The organism is Kitasatospora sp. NPDC032150 (assembly GCF_055579945.1).
In genome coordinates this window covers 115,381-132,912 of sequence record NZ_JBVIMH010000011.1, presented here as the reverse complement: position 1 = coordinate 132,912, position 17,532 = coordinate 115,381, and the positions used below count along the sequence as shown (strand labels likewise).

Annotated in this window: 15 protein-coding genes and 1 tRNA gene; 5 read left to right on the top strand and 11 right to left on the bottom strand. The window is 71.4% G+C overall.

The features are described 5' to 3' along the window. The first annotated feature begins 166 nt into the window (after positions 1 to 166). Entirely contained in the window at positions 167 to 664 is a 498-nt protein-coding gene (gene greA, locus ACZ5ON_RS15645) for a transcription elongation factor GreA (protein ID WP_344638702.1), read from the top strand. A gap of 73 nt (positions 665 to 737) precedes the next feature. On the opposite strand, the gene ACZ5ON_RS15640 is transcribed toward greA, so the two are convergent. The 8 genes from ACZ5ON_RS15640 to ACZ5ON_RS15605 all read right to left on the bottom strand — a co-directional run bounded on the left by ACZ5ON_RS15640 (position 738) and on the right by ACZ5ON_RS15605 (position 10,747). Next, positions 738 to 1,601, bottom strand: coding sequence for an ABC transporter permease (locus ACZ5ON_RS15640; RefSeq protein ID WP_465591608.1), 864 nt, complete (start codon positions 1,599 to 1,601; stop codon positions 738 to 740). Position 1,602: 1 nt separating this feature from the next. Then, positions 1,603 to 2,613: an ATP-binding cassette domain-containing protein gene (locus tag ACZ5ON_RS15635; protein ID WP_465591605.1), complete on the bottom strand. Its 1,011-nt coding sequence runs from the start codon at positions 2,611 to 2,613 to the stop codon at positions 1,603 to 1,605. Between the two features lie 262 nt (positions 2,614 to 2,875). Then, entirely contained in the window at positions 2,876 to 4,087 is a 1,212-nt protein-coding gene (gene ilvA / locus ACZ5ON_RS15630; RefSeq protein WP_465591602.1) for a threonine ammonia-lyase, read from the bottom strand. A gap of 206 nt (positions 4,088 to 4,293) precedes the next feature. Continuing rightward, positions 4,294 to 5,448 (bottom strand): cystathionine gamma-synthase, encoded by a 1,155-nt coding sequence (locus tag ACZ5ON_RS15625; protein ID WP_465591598.1) that lies wholly within the window; start codon positions 5,446 to 5,448, stop codon positions 4,294 to 4,296. Between the two features lie 419 nt (positions 5,449 to 5,867). Beyond that, positions 5,868 to 6,809: a helix-turn-helix domain-containing protein gene (locus tag ACZ5ON_RS15620; protein WP_465591595.1), complete on the bottom strand. Its 942-nt coding sequence runs from the start codon at positions 6,807 to 6,809 to the stop codon at positions 5,868 to 5,870. Between the two features lie 160 nt (positions 6,810 to 6,969). Continuing rightward, entirely contained in the window at positions 6,970 to 8,256 is a 1,287-nt protein-coding gene (locus ACZ5ON_RS15615) for a L,D-transpeptidase (protein ID WP_465591592.1), read from the bottom strand. 232 nt (positions 8,257 to 8,488) lie between these two features. Beyond that, on the bottom strand, positions 8,489 to 8,824 hold the full coding sequence (locus tag ACZ5ON_RS15610) for a hypothetical protein (protein WP_344638710.1): 336 nt from the start codon (positions 8,822 to 8,824) through the stop codon (positions 8,489 to 8,491). A 522-nt stretch (positions 8,825 to 9,346) separates the two neighbouring features. Continuing rightward, complete coding sequence (locus ACZ5ON_RS15605) at positions 9,347 to 10,747, bottom strand: cystathionine beta-synthase (RefSeq protein ID WP_427393553.1); 1,401 nt, start codon at positions 10,745 to 10,747, stop codon at positions 9,347 to 9,349. Between the two features lie 257 nt (positions 10,748 to 11,004). Between ACZ5ON_RS15605 and ACZ5ON_RS15600 the strand changes: the two genes are divergently transcribed. From ACZ5ON_RS15600 to ACZ5ON_RS15590, 3 genes are all read left to right on the top strand, one after another. Continuing rightward, positions 11,005 to 12,114, top strand: a complete 1,110-nt coding sequence (locus ACZ5ON_RS15600) for an SGNH/GDSL hydrolase family protein (RefSeq protein WP_465591588.1) — start codon at positions 11,005 to 11,007, stop codon at positions 12,112 to 12,114. A gap of 136 nt (positions 12,115 to 12,250) precedes the next feature. Then, complete coding sequence (locus ACZ5ON_RS15595) at positions 12,251 to 13,471, top strand: acetyl-CoA C-acetyltransferase (RefSeq protein ID WP_465591585.1); 1,221 nt, start codon at positions 12,251 to 12,253, stop codon at positions 13,469 to 13,471. 288 nt (positions 13,472 to 13,759) lie between these two features. Further along, positions 13,760 to 14,701 carry a hypothetical protein gene (locus tag ACZ5ON_RS15590; RefSeq protein WP_465591582.1) on the top strand — a complete coding sequence of 314 codons (942 nt, stop codon included), beginning with the start codon at positions 13,760 to 13,762 and terminating at the stop codon, positions 14,699 to 14,701. Between the two features lie 125 nt (positions 14,702 to 14,826). Here the strand turns inward: ACZ5ON_RS15590 and ACZ5ON_RS15585 are convergent, their stop codons facing one another. The 3 genes from ACZ5ON_RS15585 to ACZ5ON_RS15575 all read right to left on the bottom strand — a co-directional run bounded on the left by ACZ5ON_RS15585 (position 14,827) and on the right by ACZ5ON_RS15575 (position 16,370). After that, positions 14,827 to 15,165, bottom strand: a complete 339-nt coding sequence (locus ACZ5ON_RS15585; RefSeq protein ID WP_465591579.1) for a hypothetical protein — start codon at positions 15,163 to 15,165, stop codon at positions 14,827 to 14,829. A 121-nt stretch (positions 15,166 to 15,286) separates the two neighbouring features. Next, positions 15,287 to 16,171, bottom strand: coding sequence for a Bax inhibitor-1/YccA family protein (locus ACZ5ON_RS15580; RefSeq protein WP_465591576.1), 885 nt, complete (start codon positions 16,169 to 16,171; stop codon positions 15,287 to 15,289). Between the two features lie 114 nt (positions 16,172 to 16,285). Beyond that, positions 16,286 to 16,370: transfer RNA gene (locus ACZ5ON_RS15575), tRNA-Leu, on the bottom strand. Positions 16,371 to 16,622: 252 nt separating this feature from the next. Between ACZ5ON_RS15575 and ACZ5ON_RS15570 the strand changes: the two genes are divergently transcribed. Continuing rightward, positions 16,623 to 17,513: an ABC transporter ATP-binding protein gene (locus ACZ5ON_RS15570; protein ID WP_465591573.1), complete on the top strand. Its 891-nt coding sequence runs from the start codon at positions 16,623 to 16,625 to the stop codon at positions 17,511 to 17,513. Positions 17,514 to 17,532 lie beyond the last annotated feature (19 nt).

Below are 17,532 nucleotides of genomic sequence, written 5' to 3'. Positions count from 1 at the left end.
TCTCCCGCTCCGGATCGGAAGTTGTTAGGCTCGTGGTTTCGCCCCTTCCGCGCCGGTCGGCCCGGGAGTGGGCGTTGCTTTGTAGTACGACCAACCTTTGCAATGCACGGCACCACCCCTGCTGACGACCAACCTCAGCACAGCCCAGCACCGACGAGGAGCACCCGTGACCCAGACCAGCGAGAACGTGACCTGGCTCACTCAGTCCGGCTATGACCAGCTCAAGGCCGAGCTGGAGCACCTGACCGGCCCCTGGCGCATCGAGATCGCCCAGAAGATCGAGGCCGCGCGTGAGGAGGGTGACCTCAAGGAGAACGCCGGCTACCACGCGGCCAAGGACGAGCAGGGCAAGTACGAGGCCCGGATCCGCCAGCTGACCCAGCTGCTGGAGCGCGCCAAGGTCGGCGAGGCTCCGGCCGACTCCGGTGTGGTGGCTCCCGGCATGGTCGTCACCGTCGCGTTCGACGGCGACCTGGACGACACCATGAAGTTCCTGCTCGGCTCCCGCGAGGCGGGCGGCGACGACCTGGACATCTACTCGCCGCAGTCCCCGCTCGGCCGCGCCATCGACGGTAAGAAGATCGGCGACGAGGCCTCCTACGAGCTGCCGAACGGCAAGCAGGCCAGCGTGAAGATCGTCGAGGTCAAGCCCTACGAGGGCTGATCCCGCCACGTGCGTACGAGAGCGGCCGTGCCCCGGCGAGGGGCACGGCCGCTCCGTCGTGTGCGCCCGGTGCTCAGCCCGCGGCCTTGCGGTACTTGCGGACCGCCAGCCAGGAGAACACCACCGTGATCAACACCGACCAGCCGGCCGAGACCAGCGCGGCGTGCTGCATCGGCCAGGACTGGTCCACCGGGCCGACCTGGTTGCCGAACAGGTGGCGGGCGGCCTGCACCGTCGCGCTGAACGGGTTCCAGTACGCCACCTCCTGCAGCCAGCCCGGCATGCTGGTGATCGGCACGAAGGCGTTGGAGATGAAGGTCAGCGGGAAGAGCCAGATCAGGCCCGCCGAGGTGGCCGCCTCCGGGCTGCGGACCAGCAGCCCGATCAGCGCACCGATCCAGGAGAAGGCGTAGCCGAGCAGGAGCAGCAGCGCGAACCCGCCGAGCGCCGGCAGGAGGCCGTCGTGGATCCGCCAGCCGACCAGCAGCGCCACCACCGCCAGCACCAGCAGGGTGAACGCGGTCTGCACCAGGTCCGCCAGGGTGCGCCCGACCAGCACTGCGGAGCGGGCCATCGGCAGCGAGCGGAAGCGGTCGACCAGGCCCTTGGTCATGTCCTCCGCGATGCCCGCGGAGGCGCCGGCCGTTGCGAAGGTCACGGTCTGGGCGAAGATGCCGGCCATCAGGAACTGGGTGTACGCGGAGGAGCTGGCGTGTGTCCCGGGTATCTGGATCGCGCCGCCCATGACGTACGAGAACAGCAGCACGAACATCACCGGCTGCATTAGCCCGAAGACCACGATCTCGGGGATCCGGGTCATCCGGCGCAGGTTGCGCTTCGCGACCACCCAGGAGTCGTGCAGGGTGGCGGCGATGCCGCTCCGGTGGACGGGGGCGGGGTGGCCGACGGCGGGTTCGGTGGCCGTGGTGGTGGTCATCTCAGGCGTCCTTTCCACTGCCTCGGCGGCCCTTGGCCGACTGCTGCTCGTCGCTCTCTCCGCCCTCCCGGCCCTCGGCGGCGTGGCCGGTGAGGGAGAGGAAGACGTCGTCCAGGGTGGGGCGGCGCAGACCGATGTCGTCGATCTCGATCGAGCGGGCGTCCAGCTCGCGGATCACGTCGGCGAGCACCTTGGCGCCGCCGCTGACCGGGACGGTGATCCTGCGGGTGTTGTTCTCCACCGCCGCGTCGCCCTTGGCGTACTGGCTGAGGGCTGCCAGGGCCTCGGAGAGGTCTTCGCGCCGGTGCACCACGACCTCCACCCGCTCGCCGCCGATCTGCGCCTTGAGCTGGTCGGCGGTGCCCCGGGCGATCACCCGGCCGTGGTCGACCACCGCGATGTCGTGGGCGAGTCGGTCGGCCTCCTCCAGGTACTGGGTGGTGAGCAGCAGGGTGGTGCCCTGCTCGACCAGGGACTCGATGACCTCCCACAGCGCCAGCCGGTTGCGCGGGTCGAGACCGGTGGTCGGCTCGTCCAGGAACATCACCGGCGGGCGGACCACCAGCGCGGCGGCCAGGTCGAGGCGGCGGCGCATACCGCCGGAGTAGGTCTTGGCCGGGCGGTCCATGGCCTCGGTGAGGTTGAACCACTCCAGCAGCTCCAACGCGCGGGCCTTCGCGTCGCGGGAGCTCATCTGGTAGAGCTCACCGACCATCCGGAGGTTCTCGCGGCCCGTCAGGTACTCGTCCACGGCGGCGTACTGGCCGGAGAGACCGATCAGGCTGCGCACCTTGTTGGGATGCTTGAGCACGTCCACCCCGGCGACCGTGGCCCGGCCCGAGTCGGGCTGGAGCAGCGTGGTGAGGACTCGGACGGTGGTGGTCTTCCCCGCCCCGTTGGGGCCGAGCAGGCCCAGCACCGTTCCTTCGGGGACGTCCAGGCTGACGCCGTCCAGGGCGCGGACGTCCCCGAAGGTCTTGACCAGGTTCTCGGCTTGGATGGCTGGCGCCATGGGCCTGTCTCATCTCCTGTGAGCGATTCGAGGTTCGAGCGTTCTGTCCGCCCCGCCCCGCCGCGCAGGGCGCACTGCACCCAACCGGCAAGGGAAAACGCGATACATCGCGAGAATGGCAGATTGCGATATATCGCGTCAAGGCTCGGTTCCGTGGCGTTTTTCGAAGCCCGGCACGGCCCGGCTCCCCAGCCTGCCAGGCAACACTGACAGCGCCCACCGGTTTTCCGGGCCTACTGGCTACCCCTGCTTTCGAGAGGGGCTACTGGGCCACCACGTACCCCGCGGCACGCAGCTCGCTCATCACCTGCGCGCAGTGCTCCGGACCCTTGGTCTCCAGGTGCAGGTCCACCTCGACCTCGGTCAGGCCGAGCCGGGGGTCGGTCCGCACGTGCGCCACGTCCAGCACGTTGGCGTCCACCTGGGTCAGCACCGCGAGCAGGTCGGCCAGCGAGCCCGGCTTGTCTGCGAGGCGGACCCGCAGCGAGAGGTAGCGGCCGGCCGCCGCCAGGCCGTGCCGCAGCACCCGCTGCATCAGCTGCGGATCGATGTTGCCGCCGGACAGCACGGCCACCACCGGGCCCCGGAAGCCGTCCGGCTGCTCCAGCATCGCCGCGATCGGGCTGGCCCCGGCCGGTTCGACCACCAGCTTGAGCCGCTCCAGGCTGAGCAGCAGCGCGCGGGAGAGCGCGTCCTCGGAGACCGTACGGACGCCGTCAGCCAGGGTGTTGACCACCTCGAACGGGATGTCTCCGGGTCGGCCGACCATGATCCCGTCGGCCATGGTGCTGAAGTGGTCCAGGGACACCGGACGCCCGGCCGCCAGTGAGGGCGGGTACGCGGCGGCCGAGGCCGCCTGGACGCCGATCACCTGGACGTCCGGCCGCAGCGGCTTCACCGCGGCCGCGATCCCGGCGATCAGGCCGCCGCCACCCACCCCGGCCAGGATGGTGCGCACCTCCGGGCACTGCTCCAGGATCTCCAGGCCCACCGTGGCCTGGCCGGTGACGATGTCCCAGTGGTCGAAGGGGTGGATGAAGACCGCGCCGGTCGCCTCCGAATAACGCTGCGCGGCCTGCAGCGCCTCGTCCACGTTGGCGCCGTGCAGCCGCACCTCGGCGCCGTACTCCCGGGTGGCGGCGACCTTCGGCAGCGGGGCCGTCAGCGGCATGAACACGGTGGAGCGCACCCCCAGCAGGGACGCCGCCAGGGCCACGCCCTGCGCATGGTTGCCCGCGCTGGCCGCGACCACGCCCGCCGCGCGCTGCACCGGGGACAGCCCGGCGATCCGCACGTAGGCGCCGCGCAGCTTGAACGAACCGGTGCGCTGCAGGTTCTCGCACTTCAGGTGCACCGGGGAGCCGATCAGCCCGGAGAGGTGCCGGCTGCTCTCCATCGGGGTGACCCGGGCCACCCCGGCGAGCATCTTGTGCGCGCCCCGGACGTCGTCCGTGGTGATCGGCCAACTCTGCATGCCGCCAGCCTAGAACCGCGCGGCGCGACCGGCCGGGCGCTGCGCGCGGCGGAACCGCCCGGTCGGGCCGCACCGGTCGAGGTGCGGCGTTCAGGGCGCGGGGAACGGCGCGACCGGCCCTCGGCGGAGGTGCGCGGTCGCGCCCGGTTCCCCGCGGCCCGGAAGGTCACTCCCGCCCCCGAGGGACCCGGGGCCGGGAGGGGTGATCAGCCCAGGGCCTGCTGGAGGTCGGCCAGGAGGTCGTCGATCGACTCGATGCCGACGGAGACGCGGACCAGGTCGGCCGGCACCTCCAGCTTGGAGCCCGCCACCGAGGCGTGGGTCATCCGGCCGGGGTGCTCGATCAGCGACTCCACACCCCCCAACGACTCGCCGAGGGTGAACAGCTGCGCCCGGTTGCAGACCTCGACCGCAGCCTCCTCGCCGCCGGCGACCCGGAACGACACCATGCCGCCGAAGGCCTTCATCTGCTTGGCGGCGATGTCGTGGCCCGGGTGCTCGGCCAGGCCGGGGTAGAGGACCTGGGAGACCTTCGGGTGGCGGGTCAGCAGCTCGACGACCTTCTCGGCGTTGGAGCTGTGCCGGTCCATCCGGACGCCCAGGGTCTTGATGCCGCGCAGCACCAGCCAGGCGTCGAACGGGCCGGAGACCGCACCCATCGCGTTCTGGTGGTAGGCCAGCTGCTCACCGAGCTCCGCGTCGGCCGCGACCAGCGCACCGCCGACCACGTCCGAGTGCCCGCCCATGTACTTGGTGGTGGAGTGCACCACCACGTCCGCGCCGAGTGCGATCGGCTGCTGCAGGTACGGGCTGGCGAAGGTGTTGTCGACCACCAGCAGCGCGCCCGCGACGTGTGCGATCTCGGCCAGCGCGGTCAGGTCGGCGATGCCGAGCAGCGGGTTGGACGGCGTCTCCACCCAGACGGCCTTGGTGTTCGGCCGCAGCTGCGCGCGCACGTCCGCCAGGTCCCGCATGTCGGCGACGTCGAACTCCACGCCCCAGCGGGCCAGCACCTTGGCGAACAGGCGGAAGGTGCCGCCGTACGCGTCGTTCGGGATGACGATGTGGTCGCCCGGCTGGAGCACGGTGCGCAGCAGGGTGTCCTCGGCCGCGAGGCCGGAGGCGAAGGCGAGGCCGCGGGCGCCGCCCTCGAGTGCGGCGAGGCACTCCTCCAGCGCGGTGCGGGTGGGGTTGGCGGAGCGGCTGTACTCGTAGCCGCCGCGGAGGCCGCCGACGCCGTCCTGCTTGTAGGTGGACACCTGGTAGATCGGCGTGACGACGGCCCCGGTCTGGGGGTCTGCTTCCTGACCCGCGTGGATGGCGAGGGTCTCGAAGCCCTGGGGAAGCTGGTGCTCGGTCATACCAATGAGCCTAGTGCTCACTCAGCGCGGCACCGGGCAAACGGTCGGGACAGCGGCGGGCATCCCGCCGGTTTTCGGCCGCACCGGGCCCTGCCGCGGCGATCTCCACACTCTGTGCACATGTGCGGTACGCGCCGGCTGACGCCGCCCGGGGCGGGCAGGACGGCGACCCCGCCCGCTCACGGGGAGCGGGCGGGGCCGGCGGCCGGGAAGCGGACCCGGCCTAGCTCTCGGACATGTCCTTGAAGTCCTGGTACGTCAGGTCACCGCTGCGGGCCATCAGGCGGATCGTCTCCTCGGAACACCCCGGCCCGGCCACCCGCCGGGCGAACCGGACCGGGGCGAACCGCCCACCGGGACGGCCCGGGCCGTGGAAGCCGGCGGACCGCGGTCGGCGTGCTCGGACGAATCCCCCGGCGTCAGGCCGGGTTGCTGCGCAGGGCTCCGATCAGCCACTCGAAGACCGGGCCGAAGCTGGGGATGGACGGCCAGCCGTTGATCGACGCGATCAGCTGCCAGTACCGCTCCATCCGGGGGTCGTTCCCGGTCTCCAACCGCTCCAGCAACCAGCCCCGGAACTCCGCGCCGTCGCTGCGGCCGAAGACCTCGGCGAAGGCGGCGGCCAGTTCGTCCAGTACCGGCCGGGCCGCCGCACTGTCCGGCTCGGTACCCTCCGCCAGCGCGGTGCCGGCCCGCTCCTGGACCAGCACGACCAGTCGCGAATCGGCCTCGCTTCCGGTCCTGGCCCCCTCGGCCCGCTCCTTCGCCTGGTACGCGGCGGCCCTGCGGACACTCGCCCGGAACGACTCGTCCTGCACCAGTTCCGCCAACTCGATCCAGGCGTCCACCTGTTCCGGCTTCGGGTCCTCGGGCAGCTCGGGCATGGCACCGCGCATCTTCGCCACGAACTCCGGTCCGACGTCCAGCCCTTCGAAGGCCTCGTCGATGAAGTCGCCGATCAGGCGGCGGCGTTCCTGATCGGTGAGCTTGGCCAACTTGTGCACGAGTTCCAACTCCTCCGGTTCGGACCCGCGTCTGGCCACCGCCCTGAGCACCGCGCGGCGCAGCCGGAGCGTCCGGATCTGGACGTCCAGCGCCTCGGCGTGGGCCGCCGCCACCTCGGCCACGGTGGTCTCCCGCGCCAGCACCCGGTGGATGGTGGCGAGGTCGACGCCGAGGTCGCGCAGCGTACGGACGAGGTCGAGGCGGGCCAGTGCAGCACGGTCGTAGAGCCGGTAGCCGGCGGGTGTGCGGTCGGTCGGCGGCACCACTCCCGCATCGGACCAGAACCGGATGGTCTTCACCGGTATCCCGGTGAGCCGGGACAGGTCGCCGATGGTACGGAGGGCGTCGTCGTCCATGTCCGCCACTCTGGGGCCTCCCGTCGCTGGAGACTCAAGCGTAAGGACCGGCGCGAGCCCTGACAGGTGCTCGAAGGCGGGCCGAGGAGCGGTCGGGGACGCGGTCGGGGACGCGGTCGGGGGCTTCGCGCCGGACCTCGGCAGCCCCCGGGCGCGGCGATCAGAGGGCGCTGCCGGCCCTCCAGTCGGTCCAGGAGAGGTTCCAGCCGTTCAGACCGTTGGACGGATCGACCGTGCGGTCACCGGAGTTGACGACCTCGACCACGTCTCCGGCCATCGAGCTCCGGAAGAACCTCGCCCCGCTCGTCCCCGGGTCCCCCGCCCCCTTGACGTCCCGCAGGGCTATGCAGCCGTGGCTGGTGTTGGCGCGGCCGAACGCCGAGGCGGGCGACCAGTAGTTGCCGTGGATGAAGGTGCCCGAGGTGGTCAGGCGCTGGGCGTGCGGCACATCCGGAATGTCGTACTCGTCGCCGAGGCCGACCGTGGAGGAGTCCATCCTGGTCTGCTGGTACCGCTCGGATATCACCAGCTTGCCCGCCCAGGTGCAGTGCCGGGGCGAGCCGCCGATGATCGGGTAGGTGGCGGTGACCACCCCGTCGGTGGTGACGGTGAGGGTGCCGGCGCCGAGGTCGGCGACGCTGGTCTGGCTGCGCCCGATGGTGAAGCGCACGTCCCTCGACTGGGTGCCGTAGACACCCGTCGCCCCCTCGACGTCCTTGAGCCGCAGCCTGACGGTGACCTCGGTGCCCTTGGTCCAGTACTGCGCGGGGCGGAAGTCCAGCCGGGTGCTGGAGAACCAGTGCCCGACGACCTCGACGCCCGGGTCGGCGGTCACGGCGATCGCCTGCTCGACGGCCCGGCGGTTGGTGACCGGCTCGCTGAACCGGATGCTGACCGGCATCCCGACACCGACGACCGAGCCGTCCTCGGGCGAGAAGTAGCCGGTGAAGGTGCGGGCGGGGGTGGCGGTGGTGAATCGGGCGTCGACGTCGGCCCGCAGTTCGTCGCCGTCGGCGGCGACGGCCGCGAGCCGGTACTCGGTGCCGCTGCCGAGCCGCCCGGTGGAGGTCCAGCCGGAGCCGTCGGGAGCCAGTCGGCCGGCTACCTCGTCACCGTCCGCGTCGACCAGCCTGACCGAGGCGAGGGTGCCGTCGGCCACCGCGACGGTGACCGGCCTGCTGAAGGAGGCGTCCGTGGTGCCGTCGGCCGGCGAGACGGTGATCTTCGCGGCCGAGGCCTTCGGGGCGGGCGCCGCGCTCGCGCCGGCGCCCGCACTGTCACCGGCCCCCGCGCCTGCACCCGCACCACCGCCCGCGGCACTCCCCCGCCGTGCCCCGCCGTCGCATCCGGCCACCAGCACCAGCGGGGCGCTGAGCAGCCCCGCGAGTACACCACGACGGCTCCAGCCGCCGGCGGTGGGGGACTGCCGCTTCTCCGGTGCCGTCACTTCGCGCCCTCCTGTTCGTCGGGGTGTTACGGACAAAACAACGCGATATCGGGCGAAGCGGTTCCGTCACTTAAGGGTTGAGATCGTATGAGATTACTAAAGATCAACTCAAGATCCATCAATAGCCTCAAATGACAACAAATGCCTCAATGGCCACCAAGGTCAGATAACGGAAAAACCGCCCGATCCGGACATTTCGGATCGGGCGGCTCGTGGCGCTCGGGATGGCTGGTCAGTCCTCCTGGCCGACCTGGTACTCGTCCCAGGACTCCTCGTCCGGATCGAAGTCGGTCCGCGCGGACTCCCAGGTGGCGGAGGTCAGCTCCACGCCGGGGACGTCGCCGAGCAGCGCGACCGGGTCGACGAAGTGCGCGAGCGAGCCGGACGGGTCCAGCTCGATGGCCTCGACGGACTGGGCGCGCTCCTCGTCGTCGAGGTACTCGTCGCCCTCGACCTGGGTCAGGGCGGCGGTCTTCAGAGCCTGCTCGTCGGTGATCTCGGCGATGAGCTCGATGGTGAGGCGAACGTAACGGGGGGCGTCCTGCTCCGGCAGGTCAGTGCTGGTCATGTGTGCGAGCGTAGGCGAGCCGGACCGTCCGGTGGAAACGCCGAGCCGGCGCCGCCCCGCGGAACCCGGGGAAGCGGTACGGGCCGGCCCACTGAACGTGGACCGGCCCGACCGGCTCTCCGGCCCGGCTCCCCCACCCGGGAGCCGCCGGAGCCGCGCCTGACGGCGCGGTGTGCACCGCGAGGACCGCCGCACCCTGTCGGCCTGGACCGACCGGAAGGCCGGGATCTTCGGCACAGGGGCGGGACGACGGCAGCCCCCACGAGGGCCCCTCCGCCGCCGGAGACCGGGACGGAGGACAGGACGCGGCGGGCGGTTCATGGCCGACCGGCGCGTCCGGGCGACCGCAGTACCAGGGAGCCGCTCCCGGTCGCTGCCGTCACCTTGCTCGGCGTCTTGCCGTTGATCCCTACGATGCCCGACGGTTGTTAACCCTGTGCTGCGTGGACATGTCGTCGGTGTACCACTTCACGCCCGGACGGATCCCCATCCCGCCGGCCGGGAAGCACCGTTGACGACTGATCAGTGGCCTCCGCGCCCGGCCAGGAAGGCCAGCAGGTCCTGGCGGGTGACGATGCCCTGCGGCTTGCCCTCGACCAGCACGACGGCCGCGTCGGCCTTCTCCAGCACGGTCATCAGGCTGGTCACGGTCTCGCCCGAGCCGACCACCGGCAGCGGCTTGGACATCACCTTGTCCAGGGTGTCGGTGAGCTGGATCTCCTGCGCGTGCAGCCCGTTGAGCAGCTCGCGCTCCACCACCGAGCCGATCACCTCGCCCGCCATGATGTCGGGGTGGCCGGCACCCGGCGAGACCACCGGCATCTGCGAGACGCCGAAGTCGCCCAGCACCTTGATGGCCTCGCCGACCGTCTCGCCCGGGTGCATGTGGACGAACTGCGGGATGCCGTCCTGCTGGAGGGCGACCTTGCGGGCCAGCACCTCGCTGATGTGCGCCTCGTCGGTCTCGGACGGCAGGAAGCCGTAGTCGGCCATCCAGTCGTCGTTGAAGATCTTCGAGAGGTAGCCGCGGCCGCCGTCCGGCAGCAGCACCACGACCACGTCGTCCGGGCCGAGCTCGCGGGCCACCTCCAGCGCGGCCACCACGGCCATGCCGCAGGAGCCGCCGACCAGCAGGCCCTCCTCCTTGGCCAGGCGGCGGGTCATCTGGAAGGAGTCCTTGTCGGAGACCGCGACGATCCGGTCGGCGACGTTGCGGTCGTAGGCGGTCGGCCAGAAGTCCTCACCGACGCCCTCGACCAGGTACGGACGGCCGGTGCCGCCCGAGTAGACCGAGCCCTCGGGGTCGGCGCCGACCACCTGGACCTTGCCGCCGGAGGCCTCCTTCAGGTAATTGCCGGTACCGGAGATGGTGCCGCCGGTGCCGACGCCCGCGACGAAGTGGGTGATCTTCCCCTCGGTCTGCTCCCACAGCTCCGGGCCGGTGGAGTGGTAGTGCGAGGCCGGGTTCTCCGGGTTGGAGTACTGGTCCGGCTTCCAGGCGTTGGGGGTCTCCCGCACCAGGCGGTCGGAGACGTTGTAGTAGGAGTCCGGGTGCTCGGGCGCGACGGCGGTCGGGCAGACCACCACCTCGGCACCGTAGGCCCGGAGCGTGTTGATCTTGTCGGTGGAGACCTTGTCAGGGCAGACGAAGATGCACTTGTAGCCCTTCTGCTGAGCCACGATGGCCAGACCGACACCGGTGTTGCCCGAGGTCGGCTCGACGATCGTGCCACCGGGCTTGAGCGCGCCGGACGCCTCGGCGGCCTCGATCATGCGCATCGCGATGCGGTCCTTGACCGACCCGCCGGGGTTGAAGTACTCGACCTTCGCCAGCACGGTCGCGCTGATGCCCTCGGTGACCTTGTTCAGCTTCACCAAAGGCGTGTTGCCGACCAGCTCGATGATCGAATTGTGGTACCGCACGGGGGTCCTCCCGGTAAGTGCGATGCGGGTGTTCTTCGGTATGACCAGCCTAGGGCCTGCCTCGGAGGTCCTGTCGGCAGTCAGTGCGAGCGCCGGCGGCGGCGGCCGGGCGGTCGGCGGGACGCCGGCGCGGACCCGGCGGCCCTCCGCGACCGGCCCCGGCGCCCGGATGGCCGACCTTCGCCGATAGCGCTCGACTCCAACGGGTACCAGCAGGGATACGAAGCCGGGAGCAGCACCACCAGAAGGGGGCCGGGGTGTCGGGGTCACAGGAGTCGCGGGCCCGGGTCGCCCGCCGCATCGCCACGGCGGCGGCGTACGGCGGAGGCGGGATCGGGTTGCTCGGGGTCGGCCTGGTGGGCCTGCTGCTCACCGAGACGAGGATGGCGGTGCGCGCGGTCGGACTGCTGGAAGGTGACCCGCCGAGGGCTGACGGGGTGTACGGCGCGGCCTTCGCCGATCCGCTGGCGGCCGAGCCGCCGATGGTGCTGGTCTTCCTCGGCGACTCGACCGCCGCCGGCCTCGGAGTGGCGCGCGGGCACGAGACGCCGGGAGCACTGCTGGCGGCCGGGCTCGCCTCGGTGGCCGAGCGGCGGGTGCGGCTGCTGAACGTCGCCAGGTCCGGCGCGCGGTCGGCGGACCTGGCCCGACAGGTGGAACTGGCCCTGCCGCACCGGCCGACCATCGCCGTGATCATCGTCGGCGCCAACGACGTGACCAGGCACAGCTCGGCCGCCCACTCGGTACGGCAGCTGGGCCAGGCGGTGGCGGCACTGCGCACCGGCGGCTGCGAGGTGGTGGTGGGCACCTGCCCGGACCTCGGGACGATCAAGCCGGTCCGGCCGCCGCTGCGCTGGGTCGCCCGACGGCTGTCCCGGCAGCTGGCGGCCGCGCAGACCATAGCGGTGGTGGAGAACGGCGGCCGGACCGTCTCGCTGGGCTCGCTGCTCGGCCCCGAGTTCGCCACCCGTCCGGAGATGTTCGCCGCGGACCGCTACCACCCCTCCGCCCAGGGGTACGCCACGGCCGCGATGGCGGTACTGCCCTCGCTGTGCGCGGCCCTGGACCTCTGGCCGGACGAGATCCGGCCCGACGGCGGCCGCGAGTCGGTGCTGCCGGTGGCGATGGCGGCGGCCACGGCGGCGGGGTACTCGGGCACCGAGGTGACGGCGGCCGACCGGGCGGGCCTGCCGGACATCGGACGGCGCTGGGCGCAGGTCGTGCACCGGCTGCGGTTCGGCCTGCCCGGAGCCGGGCAGCAGACTGGTACGGCGGCCGCCCCACCCGACGACTCCCCGGACACCTCGCCGGACGCGCAGTCGGATCGGCCGCCGACAGAGGAGGAGGGAGCGCAGGCCGCGGGGTGAGCCGCGTCGGCCAGCTCACATCCGGACCCAGGTGACGCACGGGCTACTTAACGGTAACTTTCCTCCCGAGCGTCCCACTTGGCACTGCCGTGTCCGGCGGCGCCCGAAGCCCAGGGTCACCCAGCGAGGAGCCACCATGCCCGAAGCCGTCATCGTCAGCGCCGCCCGTTCGCCGATCGGCCGTGCCTTCAAGGGCTCGCTCAAGGACGTCCGACCGGACGACCTCACCGCGCAGATCATCACCGCCGCCCTCGCCAAGGTCCCCGAGCTGGACCCGCGCCAGATCGACGACCTGATGCTCGGCTGCGGCCTGCCCGGCGGCGAGCAGGGCCACAACCTGGCCCGGATCATCGCGGTGCAGATGGGCATGGACTACCTGCCCGGCGCCACCATCACCCGGTACTGCTCCTCCTCGCTGCAGACCACCCGGATGGCGCTCCACGCGATCAAGGCGGGCGAGGGCGACGTCTTCATCTCGGCCGGCGTCGAGACCGTCTCGCGCAGCGTCAAGGGCACCTCCGACGGTCTGCCTGACACCCAGAACCCGATCTTCGACGAGGCGGTCGCCCGCACCGCGCACCGCGCAGAGGTGGGCGGCGGAGAGTGGCACGACCCGCGCGAGGACGGGCTGCTCCCCGACGCGTACATCGCCATGGGTCAGACCGCCGAGAACCTGGCCGCCATCAAGGGCATCACCCGGGCCGAGCAGGACGAGTTCGGCGTCCGCTCGCAGAACCTGGCCGAGGCCGCCATCAAGGCCGGCTTCTGGGAGCGCGAGATCACCCCGGTCACCACGCCGGACGGCACCGTGGTCAGCAAGGACGACGGCCCGCGCGCCGGGGTCACCATGGAGGGCGTCTCGGGCCTCAAGCCGGTCTTCCGCCCGGACGGCACCGTCACGGCCGGCAACTGCTGCCCGCTGAACGACGGCGCCGCCGCACTGGTGATCATGTCCGACACCAAGGCCCGCGAGCTCGGCATCACCCCGCTCGCCCGGGTGGTCTCCACCGGCGTCAGCGCGCTCTCCCCCGAGATCATGGGCTACGGCCCGGTCGAGGCGTCCAAGCAGGCCCTCAAGCGGGCCGGGCTGAGCATCGGCGACATCGACCTGGTCGAGATCAACGAGGCCTTCGCGGCCCAGGTCATCCCCTCCTACCGGGACCTGGGCATCGACCTGGACCGACTGAACGTCAATGGCGGCGCGATCGCCGTCGGCCACCCGTTCGGCATGACCGGCGCCCGGATCACCACCACGCTGATCAACTCCCTGCAGTGGCACGACAAGCAGTTCGGCCTGGAGACCATGTGCGTCGGCGGCGGCCAGGGCATGGCGATGGTCATCGAGCGCCTGAGCTGAGCCAGTTGAGAGCAGGGCCGACCGTCAACCCCCCATCCGGGGTGACGCACGGTGATTGAGGGCTGGATCACATACCGAGTGTGATCCAGCCCTCATTTGCCGCCGGAGCGGCGTTTCGCGAACACCGCGAAATCGGTCAACTCCGCAGCGTATAACGGGTCCAGGAGATGATTTCCGGACAAGGATGCACGTCACACTCAAATCGGACATCTGCCACTGCAGTAACAGCGCCCCATACGGCAGTGTGGACGTGTAACCCCGTTCCACTCCTCGCTAGGAGTACGTTCCGTGAGCGCCGTCGACACCATCCTGCTGCTGACCCTGATCGCCGTGTGTACCGCCGTCCTGCTCCACGTACGTCGCCTCTCCCGCCGCCTGGACGAGCAGCGAGGGGCCGCAACCGCCGCTTCCACCACCGGGGTTGACGAGGCCGTCATACGCCGCGCGGTAGCCGAGGCGCTGGCGGCGGACCGGGAGCGGGAGATCGCCGAGGCACGGGCGTTCTGGGCCGAGCAGGAGGCCAAGGCGGCCGAGGACGCCCCCATCTTCGACTCCCCTTTCACCGGCACCCACTTGACCGCCGCCGAGGAGTGGCCGCTGTTCTTCCCGCGCCCGACCGGCCCGCAGGACGCGGCGGACAACGGCGTCATGGATCCCGGGTTCGGCGAGGCGCTGCGCTCCGCGTTGGAGGACCTCATCAACGAGGGGCCCGATGGCGAGGGTGCCAAGGGCGGTCCGGGCCACCCCGCGCAGTCCGTCCCCGGCCAGCCGGTGCCCGGCGGCACCGAGAACTCCGGTGAGGCCCGTGCCCGCCGCGAGGCCGACCTGCTCGCCACCGGCCTGGAGTCCGGCCTGCTCGACACCGAGTCGACCACCGCTCCCGACCCGCGCCGCCACCCCTCGCACCCCGACTTCGTCCCCAGCCCGGCCCCGTCCCATGAGTGGACGGACACCAAGCTGACCATGCTGGCCGAGGAGGGCACACCGCTCACCGACGTCCGCCCCGGCCCGCTGGGCACCCTGGACGTGTACGCCTTCGCCGACGGCACCACCCTCTGCGTGGCCCCCGGCGACCGCGAGGCCACCTACCGCCTGATCGACGCCGTCCGGGCCGGCGAGGACGTCCGCCTCCTCGGCGGCTCCCGCTTCTCGGGCTCGTACTCCCTGACCTTCTCCACCGACGAGGACGCCGTCTACGTCCTGGCCGACCGCGTGGTCGCCAGCATCTGACTCAACGCCAGCGGAACAGCCCCTTCCGGGCGCACGGGGCATGCGGGACCCGGCCCCTCGGCGGTGTGGCGGGCGCGGGGAGCCCGGGCGGCTTCGCCGGGGCCCCGCGCGCCGTTCTCCGCGCTCTACGTGATCAGGTCGAGGACGGCCCGGACCTCGGCCAGGGCCGCGGACAGCTGCGTCTCGTCGGCCGCCTCGGCGAATTCGTACCCGGCGACCGCGATCTGGTCCCCCACTGCGAACGGGCCCGCGTCCGGGAACCCGTGCGGCGGTTCACCGGCCGCGGCCAGCGCGGCGTCGGCCAGCTCCCTGGCCAGCGCCAGCCCGGCGGCGGCCCGCGAGGGGTGCCCCGGCACCTCGCCCATCAGCCGGCTCTGCGGCATCGTGCGGTAGCGGTCCGCCAGGCTCTCCACGGCGTCCAGCAGGGCGCTCCGGTCGGCGGACAGATGAAGTTCAGCGGACATACTCCGAGGCTATCCCGTCAGCGCGGGCACCCGGGCGTCCACAAAGCGCCGGTGCGGGAGGGCCGCGGGGCCCGGAGCGGATGCCCCGGGGCCCGGACGCGGCCGGCTCGCGAGCCCGGTGTCAGTCGTCGCCGCGCAGGATCGCGATCAGCCGGAGCATCTCCAGGTAGATCCAGACCAGCGCGAGGGTCAGCCCGAAGGCGGCCCGCCAGGACTCCTGCTGCGGGGCACCGCCCCGGATGCCCGCCTCGATCTCCGCGAAGTCCAGCGAGAGGAAGAACGCGCCGAGGCCGATCCCGATCAGGCCCACCACGATCCCCAGCGGCCCCGAGCGCAGCCCCATGTCGGCGCCGAACATCGACGCCACCAGGTTGACCAGGAGCAGGATCACGAAGCCCATGGCGATCGCCGTACCGACCCGGGTGTAGCGGGCGGTGACCCGGATCCGACCGCTCTTGTAGGCGATCAGCATCGCCGCGAAGACCGCGGCCGTACCCAGCACGGCCTGGATCGCGATGCCCGACAGGGCGGTGTTCAGCGCCTTGGTGATCGCTCCGAGGAAGAAGCCCTCGAGTGCCGCGTAGACCAGGACCAGCGGGGCGCTGATGCTCCGCTTGAAGCTGATCACCAGGCCGACCACGAAGGCCGCCATCGCGGCGCCCACGGCGAAGCCGTAGTTCTCCGCGGGAAGCACGAACCAGGCGGCCGAGCCGGCCGCGACCAGGGTGAGCAGCGTGAGGGCCGTCCTGGCCACCACGTCGTCCATGGTCATCCGGCCGGTCTGCAGCGGGCCGGCCTCGGGCGCCTGGTACATCTCGTACAGCTGCTCGTCGGTGAGCTGCTGACCTCCGTACTGCTGCTGCGCGTACGGATTGTTGTCGTAAGGGCCGCCGGAGTAGGGGCTGCCGGCCTGCGGCTGCCGGGCGGTTCCGGTGCCGAACCCCGCGTATCCTGCACCGCGGGTGAAGGCCCCCTCCCGCGAGAAGACCGGGTTGCTGCTTCTCATGCTCATTCCCTCCGGGGCGGCAGGGCACCACCCACGCCCCACAAGGGTAATGCCTTGGCAAAGAGAAGCACCTACGCCGCGAGGAGGATCTCGCAATCGCGACGGGGACGGAGTTGGTGCCCGGGGCCGGACTCGAACCGGCACGGCCTGGAGGCCAAGCAGTTTTAAGCTGCCCGTGTCTGCGTTCCACCACCCGGGCGTGCACCCCTCCGCCCCTGTAACGGGCTACCCCTGAGACTAGTCTCCCGGCCGCCCCTTTCGCATGTTCCCGGGGCGGAATTTGTCATGTTTCCTTGCCATCTGACGAACCGTCTGCGATTTGGCCAGCCTGCGCCGGTATTCAGCCATCCGCGCCGCGTCAGGGTTGGAGTCATCCCCGAGGAGGAGGCGCGGTTCGCCGCGTACGACCAGCGGCGGTCCGCCCAACCGTTCCCCCGGGCGACTAATTTCCATGATCGCTAAACGAGCATGGAATAGCGGCCGGTGCTCTGCGCCCGGCCGATCCGAGCTTCACCAACCCATCACGGCTGGCCGACGGCCGACCGACCACTGCTCAAGGAGTCCTCCCGTGACCACGACGTCCGCGTACGCCGTCCGCACCGGCCAGGCGGCCGCCCGCGCCACCGGCCTCAACAAGGTCTACGGTGAGGGCGAGACCCGAGTGGTCGCCCTGGACAACGTCAGCGTGGCTTTCCCGCAGGGCGAGTTCACCGCGATCATGGGCCCCTCGGGTTCCGGCAAGTCCACCCTGATGCACTGCATGGCCGGCCTGGACACCGTCTCCTCCGGCTCGTCGATGATCGGCGAGACCGAGCTGGTGGGTCTGAAGGACAAGCAGCTGACCAAGCTCCGCCGGGACAAGATCGGCTTCATCTTCCAGGCGTTCAACCTGCTGCCCACCCTGACGGCGCTGGAGAACATCACGCTGCCGATGGACATCGCCGGCCGCAAGGTCGACAATGCCTGGCTGGACCGGGTGGTGGACACCGTCGGCCTCTCCGGCCGCCTCTCGCACCGCCCGTCCCAGCTCTCCGGCGGTCAGCAGCAGCGTGTTGCCTGCGCCCGCGCGCTGGCCAGCAAGCCGGAGATCATCTTCGCCGACGAGCCCACCGGCAACCTCGACTCCCGCTCCGGTGCCGAGATCCTCTCCTTCCTGCGCAACTCCGTGCGCGAGCTGGGCCAGACCGTGGTGATGGTCACCCACGACCCGGTGGCCGCCTCCTACGCGGACCGCGTGGTCTTCCTCGCCGACGGCCGGATCGTCGACGAGCTGATGGCTCCGACCGCCGACGGCGTCCTGGACCGGATGCGCCGCTTCGACACCAAGGGCCGGACGAACTAGGGGCCGGACGAACTGACGC